This is a genomic window from Psychromonas sp. (assembly GCF_047632995.1).
In the GTDB taxonomy this organism is placed as follows: domain Bacteria; phylum Pseudomonadota; class Gammaproteobacteria; order Enterobacterales; family Psychromonadaceae; genus Psychromonas.
On record NZ_JBLIEK010000066.1, the window covers coordinates 1 to 21,170 of the forward strand.

The following is a 21,170-nucleotide window of genomic DNA, read 5'->3' on the forward strand; positions in this document are numbered from 1 at the left end:
GGAAGTTACACCCGAAAGCTAGCACTGCGTTATAACACTTGAAAAGGGAGTAACTATTCAAGATGTTAAATGCTTGCATTTAACATCTACCGATAGAGGATTAACGCAGTTAATCGCTCGAAAGGTCAGCATGTTATGCCTTGTTCTAGCATCCGGGTGAAGCTCTGAATCTGCATATTGAAGTAGTTTGGGTATATACTCTTTAACGACGAATGGATTTGAATTAGAGATGAATATCATTTTACTTTAGCCTCTTCGATCTGACTTACACTGATGCGGAGGCATTTTTAAAGGTCACTTATGAATAAACTACTCTTAATTGATGACGACAAAGAACTTGTTTGTTGGCTTGTCGAATTTTTATCCCTTGAAAAATTCAATATTGAAACAGCTCACGATGGTGAAAGTGGTTTACAAAAGGCGCTCTCGGATGATTACGATCTTATCTTATTAGATTTTATGATGCCCCGTATGAATGGCTTAGAGATGCTCAAATTATTACGCCAAAAAAGTGACATACCCGTATTAATGCTCACCGCTAAAGGGGATCCGATTGATAAAGTATTAGAACTAAAAATGGTTGCGGATAACTACCTAGGTAAACCCTTTAGCAAGCAGGAACTGCTTGTGCGTATTCGCGCGATTCTAAATCGGAGGCCACAAAAAAGACCACAACATCAAAGTAAAATAAGCTACCTGGACATTGATCTTTATCCTGATCAGCAACAGGTAATTTGCCAGGATTTTACCATTGAATTAACTACCACCGAACGCTTACTGTTAGAGAAGTTTTTGCGCCACCCGGGAGAGCTATTTTCAAAAGAAGCGCTTAGTGAACAGGTGCTTGGTAAAAAACTACAGCCCTTTGATCGCAGTATTGATATGCACTTAAGTAATTTAAGACGTAAATTACCGACTCGACGAGACGGACAAACCCGCGTAAAAAACGTCAGAGGACGTGGTTATATCTGGTTATAAGAGAGCCTATTCGCCCGGCAAACTATTAAATAAAAAGGGTGTTGTGCTCACTAGTTACCCCTCAATCTTTACAGATGGCGGCAGAAAAGATTGATAAGCAGGTGTGTATGCATTTATCTACTCCAAGCTGATTTTGCATCTTGAAGTAACATCGGTATACAATCCCACGATTTTTATAATATAAAAACGAGATACTATGATTGAAGTAGCACTATTTGAACCTGAGATCCCACAAAACACTGGCGCCATTATCCGTTTATGCGCAAACAGCGGCTGTGTTTTGCACTTAATTGAACCTTTAGGTTTTGATTTAGACGAGAAAAAAGTACGCAGAGCCGGACTCGATTACCATGAGCTTACCCATGTTTATCGCCATAAAGATTTTCAGGCGTTTTTGAGTGCGGTGGAGGGGAAAAAGATCTATGCCTGCACGACAAAAACTACCCGCTTTCATAGTCAGGCAAGCTTTCAGTCTGATGATGTTTTACTGTTCGGCCCAGAAACACGTGGCTTACCCAGTGAAATTCTTGACGCATTACCTGGCGAACAAAAACTGCGTATTCCCATGAAAGCAGAAAGCCGCTCGATGAATTTATCCAATGCCGTCTCTGTATTTGTTTACGAAGCGTGGCGTCAGCTCGATTTTGCCGGTGCGGTTTAAACCCCAATCTCAAATCAGTTCAGCTTAGCTTCTCTGCGCCTGAACTGATTTTTCAGTCTGACTCTAAGGAGAGCCATTAGCTGTTAAACGAGCGCCCTACAAAGCGTCGGGGGTTAATAATTCCACCATCATCTGCACGCTGCGATTGCCTCTAAATTCATTGATATCCAAGCGATAAGTGCAATATACATTTTTTATCGATGGATTAGGCCAAAATTTAATATCCACATTAAATGCAATGGCATCAATAGTTTTATCTCCCACTTGCAGGATCATTTTAAGATGTTTACTGCCAACTATTCTTTGCTGTAATAATTTAAATGAACCATCGAACAGTGGGGCTGGAAATCCCTGTCCCCAAGGCCCCGCATCCCGTAACTCTTGCGCTTGCTCAAGATTAAACTGCTGCGCAATTAACTGCCCGTCAGAAAGCATTACATTATTGAGCAGATCAGCTGGCACTTGTGCGGCCAACACTTCATTTAATGTTTTATCAAATAACTCAAAGTGCTTCTCTTTTAATGACAGCCCTGCAGCCATCGCGTGCCCGCCAAATTTCAAAATAACGTCAGGTATTTTTTTATCCACTAAATCCAGCATATCGCGAATATGCACACCAGGAATGGAACGGGCCGATGCTTTTATCTCGCCGTCTGCCGCTTGAGCAAAAACAAAAGTCGGGCGGTAATAAGACTCTTTGATACGCGATGCGACCAGTCCTATCACACCTTGATGCCAGTGCGGATCAAATAAACAGATAGCATGGGGAATATTGTCTTCATCAAGCTGCAAATTTTGCAACGTTTTCAACGCTTCTTCCTGCATTCCCTGCTCAATTTCACGGCGCGATTGATTGAGTGCATCAAGTTCATTCGCCATAATATTGGCCTGTTCAGGGTTGTCGCATAATAAGAGTTCCACCCCGTAACTCATCTCATCTAAACGCCCTGCTGCATTTAATCTTGGTCCTAATGAAAAACCCAAGTCACTGGCAACAAGTTGCGCCTGATTGCGCTTGGCGACACTAATTAGTGCGCTAATGCCGACGCGGCAGACACCAGCACGAATGCGTGCCAAGCCTTGCTGGACAAGGGTGCGATTATTGGCATCAAGCATGACCACATCTGCAACCGTACCCAATGCCACAATATCTAACAAAGAAGCCAGGTTCGGTGCTTTGCTATTTGCAAAGCAGCCTTTCTCAAGCATAAAGGCACGCAGTGCTAACATAACGTAAAATGCGACGCCCACCCCGGCTAAATTTTTACTGGGGAAAGTACACCCCAGTTGATTAGGATTAACAATGGCATCAGCGAGAGGTGTTTGTTCTCCGGGCAGGTGATGATCGGTAACGAGTACCGTTAATCCTCTACTTTTAGCATGTGCAACACCGCTGACGCTTGAGATTCCGTTATCCACTGTCATTAACAATTGCGCCCCTTTGCTGATCGCTAAATCAACAATTTCTGGGCTTAATCCATAACCATAATCAAAACGGTTAGGGATAAGGTAGTCGATATTACTAAAACCTAATGCGCGCAGTGCAAGTATGCTAAGTGCCGTGCTGGTTGCTCCATCGGCATCAAAATCGCCGACCACTACAATTTTCTGCGCGCTTATTAAGGCTTTATATAACAGCTCGCAGGCTTGCTCAATGCCTTTTAACTCTTTACTTTGTAATAAATTTTTTGTGCTGGTATCTAATTCATCTGCATTGCTAATACCGCGATTTGCATAGAGCTGTTGCAATAGAGGGGAGCAGGAAAGGTTAAGAAAACCAGCATCAACAACGGGTCGTTTTTTCACTTGAATAGAGGTCATAACAGCGAGTAGCACTCCGATTGGGAAGGTAGGATGCAATTGCGATAAAGTGCATCAACAGGAAATGTCGATGCAGTTTATCGCCTTATGCAAAGAAAAAAGCGGATACCTTTTATTTTTTCTCTAGCAACTGTATTAAACTCGCCGCGGGTAAGTAACCCGGTTTAAGTGAGCCATCTTCTAAAATAATGGCAGGCGTACCGTTCACGCCAAAAAACAAGCCCAATTCATATTGTTCTTTTACTGTGTTTTCACAGGTTGTAGATTTGATTGCACGGCGTTTTTTAGCGTTATCCATGGCCAGTTTTTGATCATCTGCGCACCAGATAGAGACCATATTATTGTAAGTTGCTGATTTAATTCCTCCACGCGGGAAAGCCAAATAGCGAACTGTAATTCCTTGCTTATGATAATCGGCCATTTCAGAGTGTAGTTTTTGACAGTAACCGCAACTGGTATCGGTAAAAACAGTAATAACATGCTTTTCTTGTGGCGCTTTATAGACAATCATCTCTTTTTCGAACGCTTTTAATCTATTTTTACGCAGCGTCACTAAACTTTTTTCCGATATATTTTCCATCTCATTATCTAAATCGTAAATATTGCCATGGATTAAAAATCGGCCATTTTTACTGACGTAATAAACACCCCGATCGGTTAAAACCTCATACAGCCCATCGACAACAAAAGGTTTTACTGAGGTCACTTGTATTTGTAATGCACCCATTTTTTCCGCTATTTTATCAAAAGCTGCATTATCAACGTCCTGTGCTGCAAAAGAAAATGAAGAGAAAGCTAACATTGCCATTACAGTGACAGTGCATTTTTTAAATAGATTCGAAGACATACACAATCCTTACCATTAGTGTTTAGTAAATTAGTTATAACTGAGTATGCCTAGGAATCCGTTCTTTGTGAACGTTTTTCTAACCCTTGCAACAATAGTGCTGACTCACAAACAGTTATTAAGCTCTCGGGTGGTGTACCTGATGCAGCTCTTTTAATCTATCTTGTGCAATATGGGTGTAAATCTGCGTTGTGGAAAGGTCACTGTGACCCAATAACATCTGCACAACACGTAAATCCGCCCCGTAATTTAACAGGTGTGTGGCAAAAGCATGACGCAGTACATGAGGAGACAACGCCTCTTTATCTATGCCGCAAACCTGCGCATAAAATTTAATACGATGCCAAAACGTTTGCCTTACCATCATGCTGCCACGGCGGCTTGGAAACAGGATATCACTGCTCTGCCCTTTTAACAGCTCAGGTCTGGCCTCATCAAGATAACGTTCAACCCAATACACAGCCTCTTCGCCCAAGGGGACCAAACGGGTTTTATTGCCTTTACCGGTAATACGCACCACTCCTTGCTGTAAATTTATCTCCTCCATCGTCAACCCCACCAGTTCCGATACACGCAATCCCGTTGCATAGAGCAGCTCCAACATCGCTTTATCGCGAAATTGTACGACATCCGTTAAATCAGGCGCCGATAGCAGACCATCAACCTCTGATTCAGACAGTGATTTGGGTAAGGGTTTAATCGTTTTCGGACTTTGCAGTTTGCCACTGGGATCATCTGCGCGCATTTTCTCGCGACATAAATATTGATAATAACGTCGCAGTGCACTCATTAAACGCGCGGTAGAGCTATTCTTGTACTCTTTTTCACAATTTAAACGAAAGCTAAAGTAATCGCTTAAATCTGTATAGCTAGCATCACCTAATGTCAGTTCTCTACTCTCTAAAAACAGCTCAACCAAACGTAGATCATGGCGGTAAGAATCCAAGGTGTTTTTTGATAACCCCCGCTCCAGCCATAATGAATCTAAAAATTGGTCAATGGTCAATAGTTCCATTAAACTATCCTTCTCTTTGCTTATTAAGGTTTTATTATGAAAATCGGTTTGTTTTATGGCTCCAGCACTTGTTACACCGAAATCGCGGCTGAAAAAATTCAAGCCGTGCTAGGCGCTGACATTGTCGACCTATTTAACATAAAAACAGAGGGGATTAGCAAGATAAATGATTACGATATTCTCATATTCGGTATTTCCACTTGGGATTATGGCGAATTACAGGAAGATTGGGGAGCCATTTGGGATGAACTTGAGTCGGTTAATGTCAATAACAAAATTGTAGCCTTATACGGACTGGGTGATCAGGAAGGCTATGGGGAATGGTTTATTGATGCCGTCGGGCTATTACATGATCAACTACTACCGCAAGCACCACGATTTATCGGTTATTGGCCAATCGATGGTTATCAATTTAGTGCCTCAAAAGCACTGACTGCGGATAAGCAATATTTTACGGGTCTGGCTCTGGATGAAGACTCGCAGTATGAACTTAGCGATCAGCGTATTGAGCAGTGGTGCTTACAAATTTTACAAGAGATAGAATTATTAGTGTAATTAGGCCTCTTTTATAATCGAATTTGAGGAGCAACTAAATTAGCTCCCATATTTAACGTGCATTTACACCCACCATCTTTATGCGCCCTGACTAAATTCAAACACACCTCTGGTGGTTAAATTTCAACATTTTTGATTAAAAGATAGGCATTAAGCGAGGTTACCTCCCCATTTACCCCACTCAGATCACAGTTTAGTTAATGTTTTTTAGTTATTTAATTTCAGTATCGTTACTATTCTGATCCAGATCAATCAGCTTTTAAACTCTTTCGTTAAGCTACGCCACTTATTTAATAGTACTAATGAATTACTTCATTTTAATGTAAAATCCATTAGTATTATTTGACTTATTCATTTTAACCAAGACTCACCAACCGTAAGGGAGTACATCGTACCATGTCGGACGAAAACCAAAATGCGACTTATCGCGAATTACATAAACCAGCACGCGAGTTTGAAACGCGTTCTGATTATCTGGATCATGAACTACAAATCATGAAACCACGTCGTTACGCGCTAAACTTACCTGGTCGTGACTTCCGTTTTGAGTGGGAAGATCTTGTACCCGCCATTGCAGGTACTATTGGTATTATCGCTATGTATTCCGCCGTAATGTCAGCGTGGGCAACTGGCCTATCTGAGAAATGGGGAATCACGCTAGGTACAGAATTTGCAATTGAAGTGACCCGTGTAGAGATGCTTATTCCAGCATTTTTGTTCTGTGTTGTAGCCTCCGGTTTTATTAACCCACGCGCGAACCTTGCCGGTAACCATGGCCCAATGATCCCATTAATCGGTGCCATTGCATTAGCGGGGGCTCACCCTCTTGCACTCGCCATTTTGCTCGGTGTGTTTGGTTTAACACTCAGTTACTTTAAAGGCGGCTCTAAACTGGTTAACTTAACCAGTGATGGTGTTGTCGGTGGTTTATTGGTGTTCCTCGGATTTGGTGGCACGCTGTCAATGATTAGAAGTGTTCAATCATGGGGTAAAGGCCTTGAGTCCATTGATCAGGGCGTTGCAGCGGGTAGCATGGGATATGTCGGTCTGATCGTTTTGGCCGCCACTGTCATTCTCTATGCCTACCTTGCAAAAATCAATAAACGCTGGTTAGCAATTCCGGCCTGTGCGATAACAGGTCTTCTGGTTGCACTTATTTGTGGCGCTGGATTTGACCTCACATTCCAAACAGAGATGGGATTACCTAACTTAAACCCAGTTTACTGGTGGGGTAGCACAACTGAAGGTTGGATGCTTGGCTTACCTAACTTACAGCACTTTATTGCATCATTACCCTTTGCTATTTTAGCGGTTGCTATGTGGTCTCCTGATTTCTTAGGACACCGTATTTTCCAAGAGCTTAACTATCCCAAAGGTACTGAAAAAGTACTTATGGATGTAGACGATACAATGACCATGTGTTCTATCCGTCAAATTGTCGGAACGGCTGTTGGTGGTGGTAATATTACGTCAAGCTGGGGAACCTATATGATTCCAGCGGCTATCGCAAAACGCCCAATTCCAGGTGGCTCAATTATTCTTGGTTTATTGGTAATGATTATCGCGATTTTGGGTTTCCCAATGGATGTAGCGGTATGGCCTCCGGTAATGAAAATTGCGTTGTTAGTTGGGGTGTTTTTACCACTGCTTGAAGCTGGTATGCAGATGATTAAAGACACAAAAAATGCTCAGTCTGCAGGTATTTGTATATTTGCAGCAGCAGTTGCTAATCCAGTATTAGCATGGGCGCTCACCATGTTTTTAGATAACAATGGATTAATTGGTAATAAAGAACGTGCTAAAAAACTATCTATCATGGACAAGGTGATTATCCCGGGCTCAGTATTTATGGTCTGTTTAGCGGCAATGCTTGCAGTCGGTATGCTTGAAGATCAATTCGGCATTCCAGCTCTGCTTTAAGCTGGCTTAGAATAATAAAAAGGCGGCTATCGTTAAGATAGTCGCCTTTTTTTATATCTGAATAAGCAACTTTAGCTAAGCATGGAAAATGCTAACTTAGTTGCTCTGTTTAAGATTGGTCACGCAAATCGATGAACAGATCGGAGGCTATCTCTTGCAATGAATTGATCAACTGCTCTTTATTAAAGTTATCGGAAACCGCTATTTTAAACTGACTGGTAAATACGGCGCCAATATCAGCCGCCCCTAAACGATGACACTCCATATTTTCAATTTTAATACTATTCTCGCTAAGCACTTGTGATATTTCGCTCACCAAACCGGGACGATCTTTTGCATCAATATTTAAATTCAGATGTGTTGTATGCTGTTGTGAAACTAAATCTAATTCAGCCGCTTCAACATTAATGCCTAATGCTTTAAATTCATTAATTAGTTCTTCAACATGCTCCGGGCTTATTTCAATTTTGATCAAGCCGGCAAAATAATCATCAATATGGCTGATTTTGCTGTTTAACCATTTACCATCTAACGCATGGGTTTTTTCTGACAATACTTTTACTAAATCGACCTTATTTGAGCCATTAATTGTTACCATTATTTGCACATTCATAAACTTACCCCCAATAGATGACTTACCATGATTAAACCGATAATTCATTGTTAATAAAAGAAACTTATACTTTCAGTGTATAACCAAATAAATGATAAAGCACAATAAAAGTGAGACGCACAATCAGTGCAAAGGAATAGCGCTAAAAGAGGTTAAAAAAAACACAGCAGCCCCCTCTTCCCATTACAGTGGAATGTTTCTTTATCACGTCATTTAGAAAAAAATAACGCAAACATCACCTTAAACTGCCCCTTTCTCCTTGAAAATGACAGAAAAACTCACAAACTGTAATAAAATTACAGAAAACCTTTGGTGGTTGATTCAGATCAAATTTATTGCATAATCCATTTGTTAGACTCGATTTTAACGTGATGAATAGGACAAAATGCCATGTGGGCAGAAAATAAAATAGATGAATTACTCCCTCATCAAATCACAGAAAAGGCTGATAATATTGCATATAGTAAAGCAACCAAAGCCTTCCTATCTGCTTTTTATCTCGCGGTTACTGCAGGCATGTTCATCAGCCTCGCATTTGTCTTTTATGTTACCGTTACAACAGGCACCCAAAATGTTGCATGGGGCATTAAAAATTTAATTGGTGGCGCAGCATTCAGTCTAGGCCTTTTATTGGTTGTTGTTGTCGGTGGTGAACTATTTACCAGTAGCACGCTCACCCTTATTGCCAAAGCCAGCCAGCGTATTACGACGATGCAGATGCTTAAAAATTGGACCGTTGTCTATTTTGGTAACTTTGTCGGTGCTACTTTTCTGGTTTTTCTTATATTCTTCGCTGGGTTATATAATGCTGACAATGGACAGTGGGGCCTAACTGCATTAAACATTGCCCAACATAAACTCCATCATTCATTTACAGAAGCAGTTGCACTTGGTATTTTATGTAATATTATGGTCTGTCTTGCAATTTGGATGGCTTTTGGCGCGCGCTCAGTCACGGATAAAATGTTTGCAGTTTTATTACCAGTGGCTATGTTTGTATCTTCTGGCTTTGAACACTGTATTGCAAATATGTTTATGGTACCGATTGGTATCCTTATCCAACATTACGGGTCACCTGAGTTTTGGCTTTCAATCGGCCACAATGCCAGTGAATTTGCAGATATTACAACCCTAAACTTTTTAATAAACAATTTAATCCCCGTCACTCTCGGTAATATTATCGGTGGCGGTGTAATCGTTGGTTTGATGCACTGGATGATCTATCTACGTCCGGCACAAAAAAACAAAATAAAAGTAAATTTATAATTACATCTAATTTTTTATTCCTAACTACAAGGTAAATCTTTATGACTAAGCTTAATGAAGAATTTGCATCAGCATGGCAAGATTTTGCTGGTGATACTTGGAAAACTGAAGTTAACGTTCGTGACTTCATCCAAAAAAACTACACTCCTTTTGAAGGTGATGAAAGTTTCCTAGCGACAGCGACCCAAGCAACTGATCAGCTTTGGGCTAAAGTGATGGAAGGGATCAAACTGGAAAACAGCACTCATGCTCCTGTTGATTTCGATACTGATATTGTTTCTACAATTACGGCTCATGACGCGGGTTACATCAACAAAGATTTAGAAACCATTGTTGGTCTGCAAACTGATGCGCCTTTAAAACGTGCGATTATCCCTAACGGCGGTATTCGTATGATCGATGGTTCTTGTAAAGTTTACGGTAAAGAACTAGATCCGACGATCAATAAAATTTACTCTGAATTCCGTAAAACACATAACCAAGGTGTTTTTGATGTTTACACTGGCGACATCCTTAAATGTCGTAAATCAGGTATCTTAACCGGTTTACCGGATGCTTACGGCCGTGGTCGTATTATCGGTGATTACCGCCGCGTTGCGCTGTACGGAATTGACTTCCTAATGGCTGACAAAGCGAAGCAACATAAAAGCTTAGAAAAAGATTTACTTGCCGGAACAACACTTGAAGATACGCTGAAATTACGTGAAGAGATCTTTGAGCAATTCCGTGCACTAGCCCAAATCAAAGAGATGGCGGCTAAATACGGTTGTGATATCTCTCATCCTGCACAAAATGCCAAAGAAGCCATTCAGTGGACTTACTTCGGTTACTTAGCAGCGATCAAATCTCAAAATGGCGCGGCAATGTCATTCGGTCGTACAATGAGCTTCCTTGATATCTATATCGAAAAAGATATACAAGCAGGTAAACTTAACGAGACTGAAGCACAAGAGCTTATCGATCACCTAGTAATGAAATTACGTATGGTTCGCTTCCTACGTACCCCTGAGTATGACGACCTATTCTCTGGTGACCCAATCTGGGCAACGGAATCAATTGGTGGTATGGGTGTTGATGGACGTACGCTGGTAACTAAAAGCAGCTTCCGTATCCTGCATACGCAATACACTATGGGTCCTTCTCCAGAGCCGAACATTACTGTGTTATGGTCTGAATCATTACCTATTAACTTCAAAAAATACTGTGCGAAAGTATCTATTGATACTTCATCTATCCAGTATGAAAATGATGACTTGATGCGTAACGACTTCGACAACGATGATTATGCTATCGCTTGTTGTGTATCACCTATGATTGTCGGTAAGCAGATGCAGTTCTTTGGTGCACGCGCCAACCTTGCTAAAACCTTGCTTTACGCAATTAACGGCGGCGTAGATGAAAAATCAAAAGTGCAAGTTGGTCCGAAAAAATTGCCAGCAATCACTTCTGAAGTATTAGATTATGATGAAGTATTCTCTAATCTTGATCACTTTATGGACTGGTTAGCGGAAACATACGTCACTGCACTTAACTGTATTCATTACATGCATGACAAATACAGCTATGAAGCATCGTTAATGGCACTGCACGATCGTGATGTTGAACGTACAATGGCTTGTGGTATCGCCGGTCTTTCAATTGCAGCAGATTCACTTTCTGCCATTAAATACGCAACGGTTAAACCTGTGCGTGATGAAGACGGTATCGCAATTGATTTTGACATCGAAGGTGATTACCCTAAATTTGGTAACAATGACCCTCGTGTTGATGATATGGCTTGTGATCTTGTTGAGCGTTTCATGAAGAAAATTCAATCTCACAAAATGTATCGTAATGCACGTGCGACTCAGTCTATCCTTACTATTACCTCTAACGTGGTATACGGTAAGAAAACAGGTAACACTCCAGATGGTCGTCGTACTGGTATGCCATTTGCGCCAGGTGCTAACCCAATGCATGGTCGTGATGAAAAAGGGGCGGTTGCATCATTAACGTCTGTTTCTAAACTACCATTTGCCTACGCACAGGATGGTATTTCATATACTTTCTCTATCGTACCGAATGCATTAGGTAAAACTGACGACTCACAAAAAACAAACTTAGCGGGTCTGATGGACGGTTACTTTAAGCACACACCTGAAATTGAAGGTGGTCAGCACTTAAACGTAAACGTAATGAACCGTGAAATGTTAGTAGATGCAATGGAAAATCCTGATAAATACCCTCAGTTGACTATCCGTGTTTCTGGTTACGCAGTACGCTTTAACTCGTTAACTAAAGAACAGCAAAACGATGTTATCTCACGTACATTTACAGCTAACCTGTAAATAAAATAGATAAACAGGTTAACTTTTTTGTTAGCCTGTTATAATCAAAAAGGTTTCATTCTTCGGGATGAAACCTTTCTTTTTATCTACAATAAAGTGATTATTTAATCTCTCTCTTTACCAAGAAAAAGATCAAATAATCAGTTTTAAAGGGGCTTTGATGTCATTAACTGGGCGAGTTCATTCTGTTGAAACCTGCGGTACCGTCGATGGACCGGGGATCCGTTTCATTATATTTTTACAGGGCTGTTTAATGCGTTGTAAATACTGCCATAACCGCGATACGTGGGATACTGAAGGTGGCAAAATAATGAGCGTTGATGAATTAATGGCCGAGCTTGTGCAATACCGTCATTATATGGATGCATCGGGTGGCGGTGTTACCGTTTCTGGTGGCGAATCTATGCTGCAACCAGAGTTTGTTAAAGCCATTTTTAGCGCTTGTAGAATGGAAGGCATTCATACTTGCCTTGATACCAATGGCTTTGTTCGCCGAATCGATGACACTGTTAAAGGTGTGCTCGATGTGACTGACCTGGTGTTATTGGATATCAAGCAGATGGATAATGAAAAGCATATCGACCTCACCCATGTTAGTAATAAATACACGCTTGAGTTTGCAAAATATTTAGCCCAGCGTAATCAAGCGGTCTATTTGCGTTATGTGGTTTTACCCAGTTATACCGATTGTATCGATGATGTACATGCACTGGGTAAATTTATTGCGCCGATGAAAAACATCGAAAAAATAGAGCTGTTACCCTACCATGAACTCGGTAAGCATAAATGGACTGCAATGGGAGAAATCTACCCGCTCGATGGCGTAAGTCCGCCAACTCATGAGAGTATGGACAAAATAAAAGAGATTCTTTTGCAATACCATGACTGTGTGATCTACTGATTAATAGATTATTTCGCCCGCTTGATAGAGCCCAATTATGACTCCTTTTATTTGCCCGCTTTGCCAGACAATTTTACAGCAGACCAATAACACCCAGATCTGTGCCAACAATCATCATTTTGATATTGCCAAGGAGGGTTACTTAAACCTGCTCCCCGTGAATGCCAAAAACTCAAAAAATCCGGGCGATAATAAAGAGATGATGCAGGCAAGGCGTGCTTTTTTAAACAGCGACGGTTATTTGCCATTAGCGGAAAAAGTCAGTGAGTTAGTGTCTGCATACATAGCAGACAAAGAGCAGGCTCAAATTCTTGATTTAGGTTGCGGCGAAGGTTATTACACTGCGCGTCTAGCCGCGCAACTCCCAGAGCAGTTTGTGATTAACGGATTGGACATTTCCAAAGTGGCAATACGTTATGCGGCTAAGCGTTATAAAAACATTAACTTCTGTGTCGCCAGTGCATACGATGTACCGCTGGCGGATAATAGTTTAGATGCCTTAATCCGAATCTATGCACCGTCACTGGAAAGTGAACTGCAGCGCTTGGTCAAACAAGCTGGTTATCTGATAACCGTCACACCCGCCCCGCGTCATCTGTTTGAACTGCGAGAAAAAATTTACCAGCAAGTAAATGAACATGTCGAGGATAATTCAGCGCCTGCCGGGTTTAATAAAATTAAACAGGTAAATCTTAATTATCGGCTTACAATTGACTCGCCGGCGATACTGCAAAATTTAATCAATATGACCCCGTTTGCCTGGAAGTTTAGTGAACAAAAAATGGTGGATTTATTAGCCGAAAAACACTGGGAAATTGAGTGTGATTTTAATATCGAAATTTACCAAAAGCGATAATAAAACTTAAATGAGCTCATGCTGCTGTAAAAACTGATCGCCGCCCAATTTAAAGGCATGAGTCAGCAATAACGCCAAGTCTAAATAAGAGGGACGCTGCAAAATAACAGCTTGTTTGCCATTATTACCACTAAGCTTTTTATGGATAGCGGTATACCAGGGTAATAATTGATTCGGCAATAATTTCTGTGAACGTTTACCTAACCAATATAGCCCCTGAACAGGTAGCCCAAGCAGAAACAGGATGAATGTAGCCGTTACAGGCCAGTTAAATAAAGCAGGAAGCGCAATATTCAATGCGATAATTAACATAATAAAAGCAGGCGTAGTTTTGATTGACAAGCGCGTGTAAAAAGCAACTTTGCTGTCGGCAAACAAACAGTTTAATACATTTTGCTTTGGCCAGCTTTGTAGGTACTTATCGCCTTGCGCAATAACAGCAAAAAATGAATTCAAAAACAGCTCTCCTCAGTGAATCTCTTTCCATACCTAACATTAACAAAAGTTCATTAATTTGTTAATGAAAAATTTACTTTTAAATCTATTATTCTAAATTCTTGATTGTCATTTAAGCACATCGGCGTAAACTTAAATCAACAGAAATTGAGCAAAATACCCGAACAAATAGTGATAGATTTTGGACGCTTAGCTCAGCATTAACGCTATTCAGCATCCACCGAGTAAGATGCTGATATTATCAATTTACTTACTGGAACTTTTTATGAACAACAAACTTGTCCTTGTCTTGAACTGTGGTAGTTCGTCCCTTAAATTTGCAGTCATTAATTCCAACAGTGGAGATGAGATTATTAGCGGTCTGGCTGAATGCTTTAATCTTCCTGATGCGCGCATTAAATGGAAAATTGCAGGAAAGAAAAAATCCGCCAATCTCCCCTCTCACAGTGCGCATTCAGCAGCAATCTCTTATATCGTTGAAGAGATCATCAAAACAGAAGAGGGGTTAGCCGAGCAGTTTGTAGCAGTTGGTCACCGTATTGTTCATGGTGGAGAAAAGTTCACTGAGTCGGTTATTATTAATGATGCTGTACTAGAGGAGATTGAAGAGTGTTCATCTCTCGCGCCGCTACATAATCCCGCACATGTTTTAGGTATTAAAGCCGCACAATCCGCCTTTCCAACACTTCCTCAAATTGCCGTATTTGATACTGCATTCCATCAAACAATGCCTGCAAAAGCATTTATGTATGCACTACCATATAATTTATATAAAGAAGCGCATGTTCGTCGTTACGGTATGCACGGCACGAGTCACCTGTTTGTGACGCATGAAGCAGCAAAAGCATTAAACCAAGCAGTTGAAGATACTAATATTATCTCTGCACATTTGGGTAACGGCGCCTCTGTGGCAGCCATTAAAAATGGTAAATGTGTAGATACCAGCATGGGTATGACACCACTTGCAGGATTGGTTATGGGAACGCGTTGTGGTGATCTCGATCCAAGTATTATCGAATACCTAGTAACACGTCAAGGTTACAGCCTGAAAGGTGTAATGGATATGCTGCAAAAACAGAGTGGTCTTTTAGGTGTTTCCGGTATCTCTAGTGATTTCCGCGACATTCTAGCAGAGAATGAAAAAGGCAATAAAAGAGCAACACTGGCAATGGAGATGTTCAGCTACCGTTTAGCGAAATATATCGCTTCTTATGCTGTTCCACTCGGTCGTATTGATGCAATTGTCTTTACCGGTGGTATCGGTGAAAACTCTCACCTTATCCGAACACAAGTCTTAGCATTATTGTCTATCTTCGGTTATCAAATTGATGACGAAAAGAATAAAGCAGCCAGATTGGGTGAGCAAGGCACAATTACCGTAGATGGTTCTCCTATTGCAATGGTTATCCCGACAAATGAAGAGTGGGTTATTGCACAAGATTCAGTAAAACTCGCTTCAAATCAATAATTATTAATACAGACAGGGGGAAATACCCCCTCTTTTTTCTCTAACTTCTATCTCTACAAGGAATAGTCATGCCCCGCACAATTATGCTCATTCCCATCGGCTCTGGTGTCGGTGTTACTTCTGTCAGTCTTGGTATGGTCCGCGCCATGGAGCGCCAAGGTGTCGCCGTTAACTTTTTCAAACCGATTGCTCAACCTCGTATGGGGGATACCGGACCGGAGCGTTCAACGACTACGTTACGTAATGGTTCATCAATCAATCCGCCTGAGCCGTTTGCAATCAAATACGCAGAAAACCTTATTTCCTCTGGCAGAACATCAGACCTATTAGAAAATATTGTTGAACGTTTTCGTCAAGGCATAAAAGAGAGTGATGTGATTATTGTTGAGGGGCTTGTGCCAACGGATAAGCATCAGTTTGCCAACGAAATCAACCACAGCATTGCCAAAGCCTTAGGCGCAGAGATAGTCTTTGTTACTCATCCGAGTAATGACACTTCACAGCAATTAAAAGAGCGCATAGAAATTGCGGTCTCCTCTTTTGGCGGTAAAAAGAATAATCGTATTGCAGGCTGTATTATTAATAAAGTTGGCGCGCCGATTGATGAAAGTGATAAATCACGTCCCGATTTAACCGAAATGTTTGATATTCCGACCACTGCACCAAGCAGCAATCTCGAAGTATTGCAGATGTTCAGCAAAAGCCCACTACCGATTCTTGGCTGCATCCCGTGGAGCGCAGATCTTATTGCGCCACGTGTCAAAGATCTTGCTGCTCACCTAGAAGCACAGATATTAAATAAAGGTGATCTTGATAAACGTCGTTTACAAAGCGTCACTTTCTGTGCCCGTTCTATTCCGAATATGATTGAGCACTTTAAAGCCGGATCAATGCTGGTAACCTCCGGCGATCGTAGTGATGTGATTATTGCTGCTTGCCTTGCTGTAATGAACGGTATGAAAATCGGCTGCTTATTGTTAACCGGTGATTATCCGCCGGAAGATGAAGTAATGAAACTGTGCGGCCGCGCAATGGAATCTGGTCTACCGGTATTACTCATTAAGAGTAACACTTGGCAAACAGCGCAGCGCCTACAAAACTTCAATATGGAAATTCCTGTTGATGATGTTGAGCGCATCGAAAAAGTGCAGGAATACATCGCCAGTCATATCGATGGCCATTGGTTAAATACGCTGACCGAAGATTCATCTTTATCTCGCCGTCTATCGCCGCCTGCGTTCCGTTACCACTTAACAGAGCTCGCACGTAAAACAAGTCAGCGCATTGTATTACCTGAGGGTGAAGAGCCGCGTACAATTCAGGCTGCGCTTATCTGCGCGCAACGCGGTATTGCAAAACCAGTTTTATTAGGCAACCCTGACGAAATTCTGAGAATTGCAACACAGCAAGGGATCGTATTAACAGATGAAGTGGAAATAATTAATCCAATTGATGTGATTGAGCGTTACGTTGCACCGATGGTTCAATTACGTAAAGCTAAAGGCCTGACCGAAGTTGTTGCCCGTGAACAACTGCAAGATACAGTTGTATTGGGCACTATGATGTTGGCTGAAGATGAAGTTGCCGGTCTTGTCTCTGGCGCGGTTCATACCACAGCTAATACGATTCGCCCAGCACTACAACTCATTAAAACAGCACCTAATGCTAATATAGTGTCATCAATCTTCTTTATGCTATTACCGGATCAAGTACTGGTTTACGGTGACTGTGCAATCAATCCAGATCCTACTGCTGAGCAACTTGCCGATATCGCTATTCAGTCTGCAGATTCCGCAATCGCTTTTGGTATTGATCCTAAAGTTGCGATGATCAGCTACTCGACCGGTACTTCAGGTGCAGGCTCAGATGTAGAAAAAGTACGTGAAGCAACCAAAATAGCACAAGCACGTCGCCCTGATCTGCTTATTGATGGCCCGCTTCAATATGATGCGGCGGTAATGGAAAATGTTGCTAAGAGCAAGGCTCCGAATAGCCCTGTTGCAGGTAAAGCGACCGTATTTATTTTTCCAGATCTAAATACCGGTAATACCACTTATAAAGCAGTGCAACGAAGTGCAGAGTTAATCAGTATTGGTCCAATGCTGCAAGGTATGCGTAAACCGGTCAATGACTTGTCTCGCGGCGCATTAGTTGATGATATTGTTTACACTATCGCGCTTACTGCAATTCAGGCAACACAAGCTGCCGATAAAGCAAAAGCAGATCAAGAGCTGGTAGTGTCAGAGCAATAACCAATAGCCCTTGAGAAAAAGCCCCGCTTTGTCTGACAAAGCGGGGCTTTTTTATATGTAATATAAAAATTATCAGTTAGTTAAAACTGCACTAGTACGCATTTCAACCCTCGATCCGGATCGATATTTGAAAATTCATCGGGTGGGGTTATCCGTTTAATAATCTGCGCATGCGGACACTCAATATGCAGTGTCTCAATTAAAAACTGGAAATCTAAATCGGGTGAATTTAAGCACAATAACGCCATCCCCCCTTCATTCAACAATTCAGGCAAGCGGCGAATAATCTTCGGGTAATCGCGCTTTATATTGACACTGCCTTTCTGTAGTGAAGGCGGATCAGCAATAATAATATCGTAAGGTCCAAAACGTTTAATCTTCCCCCAGGATTTAAAAAGATCATGCCCTAAGTATTTAACCTTACTTAAATCATGCCCATTTAATCTATGGTTATCCCGTCCAACTGCCAGCGCCGCTTTACTCATATCCAGATTGATAACCTGATCTGCCCCCCCCGCGATGGCCGCATTGGAAAATGCACAGGTATATGAAAAGAGATTTAATACGCGTCTTTTTTGACTGTTTTTTTGTACCCACTGGCGCCCGTTTTTCATATCTAAAAAGATGCCGTAGTTCTGCTTGCTGCCGAGGTTAATTTTATAGTTAAGAGAATTTTCTGTGGCGACCAAATCGCAGATCTCCTCGCCAAACAGCAGCGCTGTCGGTGCAAAGTCTCGGCAACGATGCTGCACTAGGATACTTTTTACAGTGAATCCTAATTCCGTCATTTTGCTAAGTAACTGCGTACTAAGATTGTCTAGCCAACTCTCTTCGACTTCTTTATATAAAATAATTAACAGCACCGGCGATAACCAGTCGATATTAATATAAGTGCAGTCTGAGAAACAAAAACCACGCCCATGTAATAAACGTTGCATCTCATTTTCAGGCAGTGAGACAACCTTTGACCAGTTGATATTTTCTACTATATTCATCTTTAATTATCTTCTTTTATAACGGGTTTCAGCGCGTCGATCTCTTCATCTGAGCTTAGTAAGATAGCAAACCAACGCCCTTCTTTGCTATTTTCGATGGCAATTTTAAAAATCATCGTCAATGGAACAGAGAGTAACATCCCCACCATCCCTAATAACCAGCCCCAAAAAATCAACGATAAAAATACCACTAAGGTCGACAAACCTAAGCTTCGCCCCATAAACTTAGGTTCAATCACATTACCCATCACCATATTAACACCAACAAACAAACCGATAACCACTGCGGCAGAGCCCATACCAAGCTGCAGAAAAGTTAAGATAACAGCAGGTACAGCCGCAATAATGGATCCAATATTAGGGATATAGTTGAGTAAAAAGGCCAATAAAGCCCACAATACAAAAAAATCAACACCCAACAACCATAAAACCAAGCCGATAATTAAACCTGAGACTAAACTAATAACCGTTTTTATCGCCATATAGCGATTAACCATATTTAAGAAGTGATCTAAGCGCTTTTTTGTTGTCGCTGAATCATCAAAGGCGATATGCAGTTTTCTGGTAAAACCCGGCCCCTCTGAAAGCATAAATACCACGGTGAGCAACAATAGAAAGACATTGCCTAATACACTACTAAAACCAGATAATGTTGTCGTCACTAAGGTCATCACCTTGCCGGGATCAAAATAGCCCCGTATCTCATTCATTGAAATAGAGATATTATGTTGACCCATCCAACTTATTAACCAATCAATTTCATTTGCCAATTGCGCTTCATAGGTAGGCGCCGCCAGCCTAAAACCATTTACTGCTGAGCCTATAATTCCGCCTAAAACGATAAACAGTGAGAAGATAAAAATAACCACTAGCGCAATAGCAATGCTACGCGGCACCTTCCTCTGCGCTAAAAAATTAATCGCAGGATTGCAAATAATAGCCACAAAGAGAGACAGTAAAAACGGTACAACAATCGGGGCTGCAATTTTAATTCCCGCCAAGCAGATAACTATCGCTGAAAAATATAATGTACAGCGGGCAAATGTTGATACATTTAGCATAACAATCTCATCTAATGGTTAAAGTAATAGAGGAGCTTATTACCGCTTACGCTTATACGCAAAGACTTTTTGATTTCGTTATTTAGTCTATGCTAAAATGTTGTAATAAAATTACAAATAGTAGAAAATAACTTTCTAAGATCACAAACGTTGCGCTTTAAAGCTGCATTTTAAGATCGCGCTATTTTTTTATTGTTATTCTGTAATTTACTTACATATGATCTCGATCAATGCGTCAAAAAAGCAAATTTCTATAATAATGTGAAAGTTTTTTACTAAGATTATGTTTCGGGTCAACGTTCGTCGTTTTATTAAAACATTTTTAACTTTTATTTTTATAAATCCTTAGGAGAATATTATGACAGTAAGCACAGTTGCTGAATTAGAGGCCCTGATTGCGCGCGTTAAAGTCGCTCAAGCAGAGTATGCAACTTTTTCACAAGAAAAGGTTGATGAAATCTTCCGTGTGGCAGCACTGAAAGTTTCAACACACCGTATCGAACTTGCAAAAATGGCTGTTGAAGAAACAGGCATGGGCATTATGGAAGACAAAGTAATTAAAAACCACTTTGCTTCTGAGTTCATTTACAACAGCTACGCAGATACTAAAACTGTTGGTGAATTATCACGCAATAATTCTCTCAATACGGTTACACTTGCTGAACCTATGGGCATCATCTGCGCAATTATCCCAACGACTAACCCAACCTCAACGGCTATTTTTAAAACGTTAATGGCGCTTAAAACAGGTAATGGTTGTATTGTTGCACCGCATCCACGTGCTAAAAAATGTACAAACTACGCAGCTCAACTTGTTTTAGAAGCGGCAGTTTCAGCCGGCGCACCAAAAGATATTATCGGTTGGATTGATACTCCATCTCTTGAACTGACTAATACCATTATGAAGCACGACGATACTGCCATCATTCTTGCGACCGGTGGTCCAGGCATGGTTAAAGCGGCATACTCTTCAGGTAACCCTGCAATCGGTGTTGGCGCGGGTAATACTCCTGTTGTTATTGACGAATCAGCTGATATCAAACGTGCTGTCTCTTCAATCCTAATGTCAAAAACATTCGATAACGGTATGATTTGTGCGTCTGAGCAGGCTGTTATTGTTGTTGAATCAAAATATGAAGAATTTAAAGCACGCCTTGATGAATACGGTGCTGTTATAT

General features: G+C 41.1%; 18 protein-coding genes. 11 read left to right on the forward strand and 7 right to left on the reverse strand.

Going from position 1 to position 21,170, the window contains the following annotated elements:
• Window positions 1-300 precede the first annotated feature (300 nt).
• Both ACJAT7_RS11790 and trmL read left to right on the forward strand, forming a co-directional pair.
• A complete protein-coding gene (locus ACJAT7_RS11790; protein ID WP_415226999.1) occupies window positions 301-978 on the forward strand; it encodes a response regulator in 678 nt (225 codons plus the stop codon).
• A 196-nt stretch (window positions 979-1,174) separates the two neighbouring features.
• Entirely contained in the window at window positions 1,175-1,639 is a 465-nt protein-coding gene (trmL, locus tag ACJAT7_RS11795) for a tRNA (uridine(34)/cytosine(34)/5-carboxymethylaminomethyluridine(34)-2'-O)-methyltransferase TrmL (RefSeq protein ID WP_415227000.1), read from the forward strand.
• A 96-nt stretch (window positions 1,640-1,735) separates the two neighbouring features.
• On the opposite strand, the gene recJ is transcribed toward trmL, so the two are convergent.
• From recJ to xerD, 3 genes are all read right to left on the reverse strand, one after another.
• Entirely contained in the window at window positions 1,736-3,460 is a 1,725-nt protein-coding gene (gene recJ, locus ACJAT7_RS11800; protein WP_415227001.1) for a single-stranded-DNA-specific exonuclease RecJ, read from the reverse strand.
• A gap of 112 nt (window positions 3,461-3,572) precedes the next feature.
• A complete protein-coding gene (dsbC, locus tag ACJAT7_RS11805; protein WP_415227002.1) occupies window positions 3,573-4,307 on the reverse strand; it encodes a bifunctional protein-disulfide isomerase/oxidoreductase DsbC in 735 nt (244 codons plus the stop codon).
• A 118-nt stretch (window positions 4,308-4,425) separates the two neighbouring features.
• Entirely contained in the window at window positions 4,426-5,322 is an 897-nt protein-coding gene (gene xerD / locus ACJAT7_RS11810) for a site-specific tyrosine recombinase XerD (RefSeq protein ID WP_415227003.1), read from the reverse strand.
• Window positions 5,323-5,358: 36 nt separating this feature from the next.
• Here xerD and fldB point away from each other — a divergent pair, with 36 nt between their 5' ends.
• Complete coding sequence (gene fldB, locus ACJAT7_RS11815; RefSeq protein WP_415227004.1) at window positions 5,359-5,877, forward strand: flavodoxin FldB; 519 nt, start codon at window positions 5,359-5,361, stop codon at window positions 5,875-5,877.
• 396 nt (window positions 5,878-6,273) lie between these two features.
• Window positions 6,274-7,797: a DUF3360 family protein gene (locus ACJAT7_RS11820; RefSeq protein ID WP_415227005.1), complete on the forward strand. Its 1,524-nt coding sequence runs from the start codon at window positions 6,274-6,276 to the stop codon at window positions 7,795-7,797.
• Window positions 7,798-7,906: 109 nt separating this feature from the next.
• On the opposite strand, the gene ACJAT7_RS11825 is transcribed toward ACJAT7_RS11820, so the two are convergent.
• Window positions 7,907-8,410 carry a glycine cleavage system protein R gene (locus tag ACJAT7_RS11825; protein ID WP_415227006.1) on the reverse strand — a complete coding sequence of 168 codons (504 nt, stop codon included), beginning with the start codon at window positions 8,408-8,410 and terminating at the stop codon, window positions 7,907-7,909.
• 390 nt (window positions 8,411-8,800) lie between these two features.
• Here ACJAT7_RS11825 and focA point away from each other — a divergent pair, with 390 nt between their 5' ends.
• The 4 genes from focA (at window position 8,801) to rlmA (ending at window position 13,760) form a co-directional block, all read left to right on the forward strand.
• Window positions 8,801-9,676 (forward strand): formate transporter FocA, encoded by an 876-nt coding sequence (focA, locus tag ACJAT7_RS11830; protein ID WP_415227007.1) that lies wholly within the window; start codon window positions 8,801-8,803, stop codon window positions 9,674-9,676.
• Between the two features lie 41 nt (window positions 9,677-9,717).
• Window positions 9,718-12,003 carry a formate C-acetyltransferase gene (pflB, locus tag ACJAT7_RS11835; protein ID WP_415227008.1) on the forward strand — a complete coding sequence of 762 codons (2,286 nt, stop codon included), beginning with the start codon at window positions 9,718-9,720 and terminating at the stop codon, window positions 12,001-12,003.
• Between the two features lie 160 nt (window positions 12,004-12,163).
• The gene (gene pflA, locus ACJAT7_RS11840) at window positions 12,164-12,904 is read left to right on the forward strand and encodes a pyruvate formate lyase 1-activating protein (RefSeq protein WP_415227009.1); all 741 of its coding nucleotides are present in this window, start codon (window positions 12,164-12,166) and stop codon (window positions 12,902-12,904) included.
• Window positions 12,905-12,941: 37 nt separating this feature from the next.
• A complete protein-coding gene (gene rlmA, locus ACJAT7_RS11845) occupies window positions 12,942-13,760 on the forward strand; it encodes a 23S rRNA (guanine(745)-N(1))-methyltransferase (RefSeq protein ID WP_415227010.1) in 819 nt (272 codons plus the stop codon).
• 6 nt (window positions 13,761-13,766) lie between these two features.
• Here rlmA and yfbV read toward each other — a convergent pair whose 3' ends face one another.
• Window positions 13,767-14,216, reverse strand: a complete 450-nt coding sequence (gene yfbV / locus ACJAT7_RS11850; protein WP_415227011.1) for a terminus macrodomain insulation protein YfbV — start codon at window positions 14,214-14,216, stop codon at window positions 13,767-13,769.
• Window positions 14,217-14,481: 265 nt separating this feature from the next.
• Between yfbV and ACJAT7_RS11855 the strand changes: the two genes are divergently transcribed.
• Together ACJAT7_RS11855 and pta are read left to right on the forward strand one after the other, a co-directional pair.
• Entirely contained in the window at window positions 14,482-15,684 is a 1,203-nt protein-coding gene (locus ACJAT7_RS11855; RefSeq protein ID WP_415227012.1) for an acetate kinase, read from the forward strand.
• A 68-nt stretch (window positions 15,685-15,752) separates the two neighbouring features.
• A complete protein-coding gene (gene pta / locus ACJAT7_RS11860; protein WP_415227013.1) occupies window positions 15,753-17,936 on the forward strand; it encodes a phosphate acetyltransferase in 2,184 nt (727 codons plus the stop codon).
• A gap of 80 nt (window positions 17,937-18,016) precedes the next feature.
• Here pta and ACJAT7_RS11865 read toward each other — a convergent pair whose 3' ends face one another.
• Window positions 18,017-18,931 carry a class I SAM-dependent methyltransferase gene (locus ACJAT7_RS11865; RefSeq protein WP_415227014.1) on the reverse strand — a complete coding sequence of 305 codons (915 nt, stop codon included), beginning with the start codon at window positions 18,929-18,931 and terminating at the stop codon, window positions 18,017-18,019.
• A 2-nt stretch (window positions 18,932-18,933) separates the two neighbouring features.
• Window positions 18,934-19,992: an AI-2E family transporter gene (locus ACJAT7_RS11870; protein ID WP_415227015.1), complete on the reverse strand. Its 1,059-nt coding sequence runs from the start codon at window positions 19,990-19,992 to the stop codon at window positions 18,934-18,936.
• 358 nt (window positions 19,993-20,350) lie between these two features.
• On the opposite strand from ACJAT7_RS11870, the gene ACJAT7_RS11875 reads away from it, so the two are divergent.
• The coding region (locus tag ACJAT7_RS11875; RefSeq protein ID WP_415227016.1) for an aldehyde dehydrogenase family protein at window positions 20,351-21,170 on the forward strand (820 nt) is incomplete at its 3' end.

Bases quoted from the DNA above. Each gene is read 5' to 3' on its own strand.
- ACJAT7_RS11790 (WP_415226999.1), top strand. From the start codon at position 301: ATGAATAAACTACTCTTAATTGATGACGACAAAGAACTTGTTTGTTGG.
- trmL (WP_415227000.1), top strand. From the start codon at position 1,175: ATGATTGAAGTAGCACTATTTGAACCTGAGATCCCACAAAACACTGGC.
- recJ (WP_415227001.1), bottom strand. From the start codon at position 3,460: ATGACCTCTATTCAAGTGAAAAAACGACCCGTTGTTGATGCTGGTTTT.
- dsbC (WP_415227002.1), bottom strand. From the start codon at position 4,307: ATGTCTTCGAATCTATTTAAAAAATGCACTGTCACTGTAATGGCAATG.
- xerD (WP_415227003.1), bottom strand. From the start codon at position 5,322: ATGGAACTATTGACCATTGACCAATTTTTAGATTCATTATGGCTGGAG.
- fldB (WP_415227004.1), top strand. From the start codon at position 5,359: ATGAAAATCGGTTTGTTTTATGGCTCCAGCACTTGTTACACCGAAATC.
- ACJAT7_RS11820 (WP_415227005.1), top strand. From the start codon at position 6,274: ATGTCGGACGAAAACCAAAATGCGACTTATCGCGAATTACATAAACCA.
- ACJAT7_RS11825 (WP_415227006.1), bottom strand. From the start codon at position 8,410: ATGAATGTGCAAATAATGGTAACAATTAATGGCTCAAATAAGGTCGAT.
- focA (WP_415227007.1), top strand. From the start codon at position 8,801: ATGTGGGCAGAAAATAAAATAGATGAATTACTCCCTCATCAAATCACA.
- pflB (WP_415227008.1), top strand. From the start codon at position 9,718: ATGACTAAGCTTAATGAAGAATTTGCATCAGCATGGCAAGATTTTGCT.
- pflA (WP_415227009.1), top strand. From the start codon at position 12,164: ATGTCATTAACTGGGCGAGTTCATTCTGTTGAAACCTGCGGTACCGTC.
- rlmA (WP_415227010.1), top strand. From the start codon at position 12,942: ATGACTCCTTTTATTTGCCCGCTTTGCCAGACAATTTTACAGCAGACC.
- ACJAT7_RS11855 (WP_415227012.1), top strand. From the start codon at position 14,482: ATGAACAACAAACTTGTCCTTGTCTTGAACTGTGGTAGTTCGTCCCTT.
- pta (WP_415227013.1), top strand. From the start codon at position 15,753: ATGCCCCGCACAATTATGCTCATTCCCATCGGCTCTGGTGTCGGTGTT.
- ACJAT7_RS11865 (WP_415227014.1), bottom strand. From the start codon at position 18,931: ATGAATATAGTAGAAAATATCAACTGGTCAAAGGTTGTCTCACTGCCT.
- ACJAT7_RS11870 (WP_415227015.1), bottom strand. From the start codon at position 19,992: ATGCTAAATGTATCAACATTTGCCCGCTGTACATTATATTTTTCAGCG.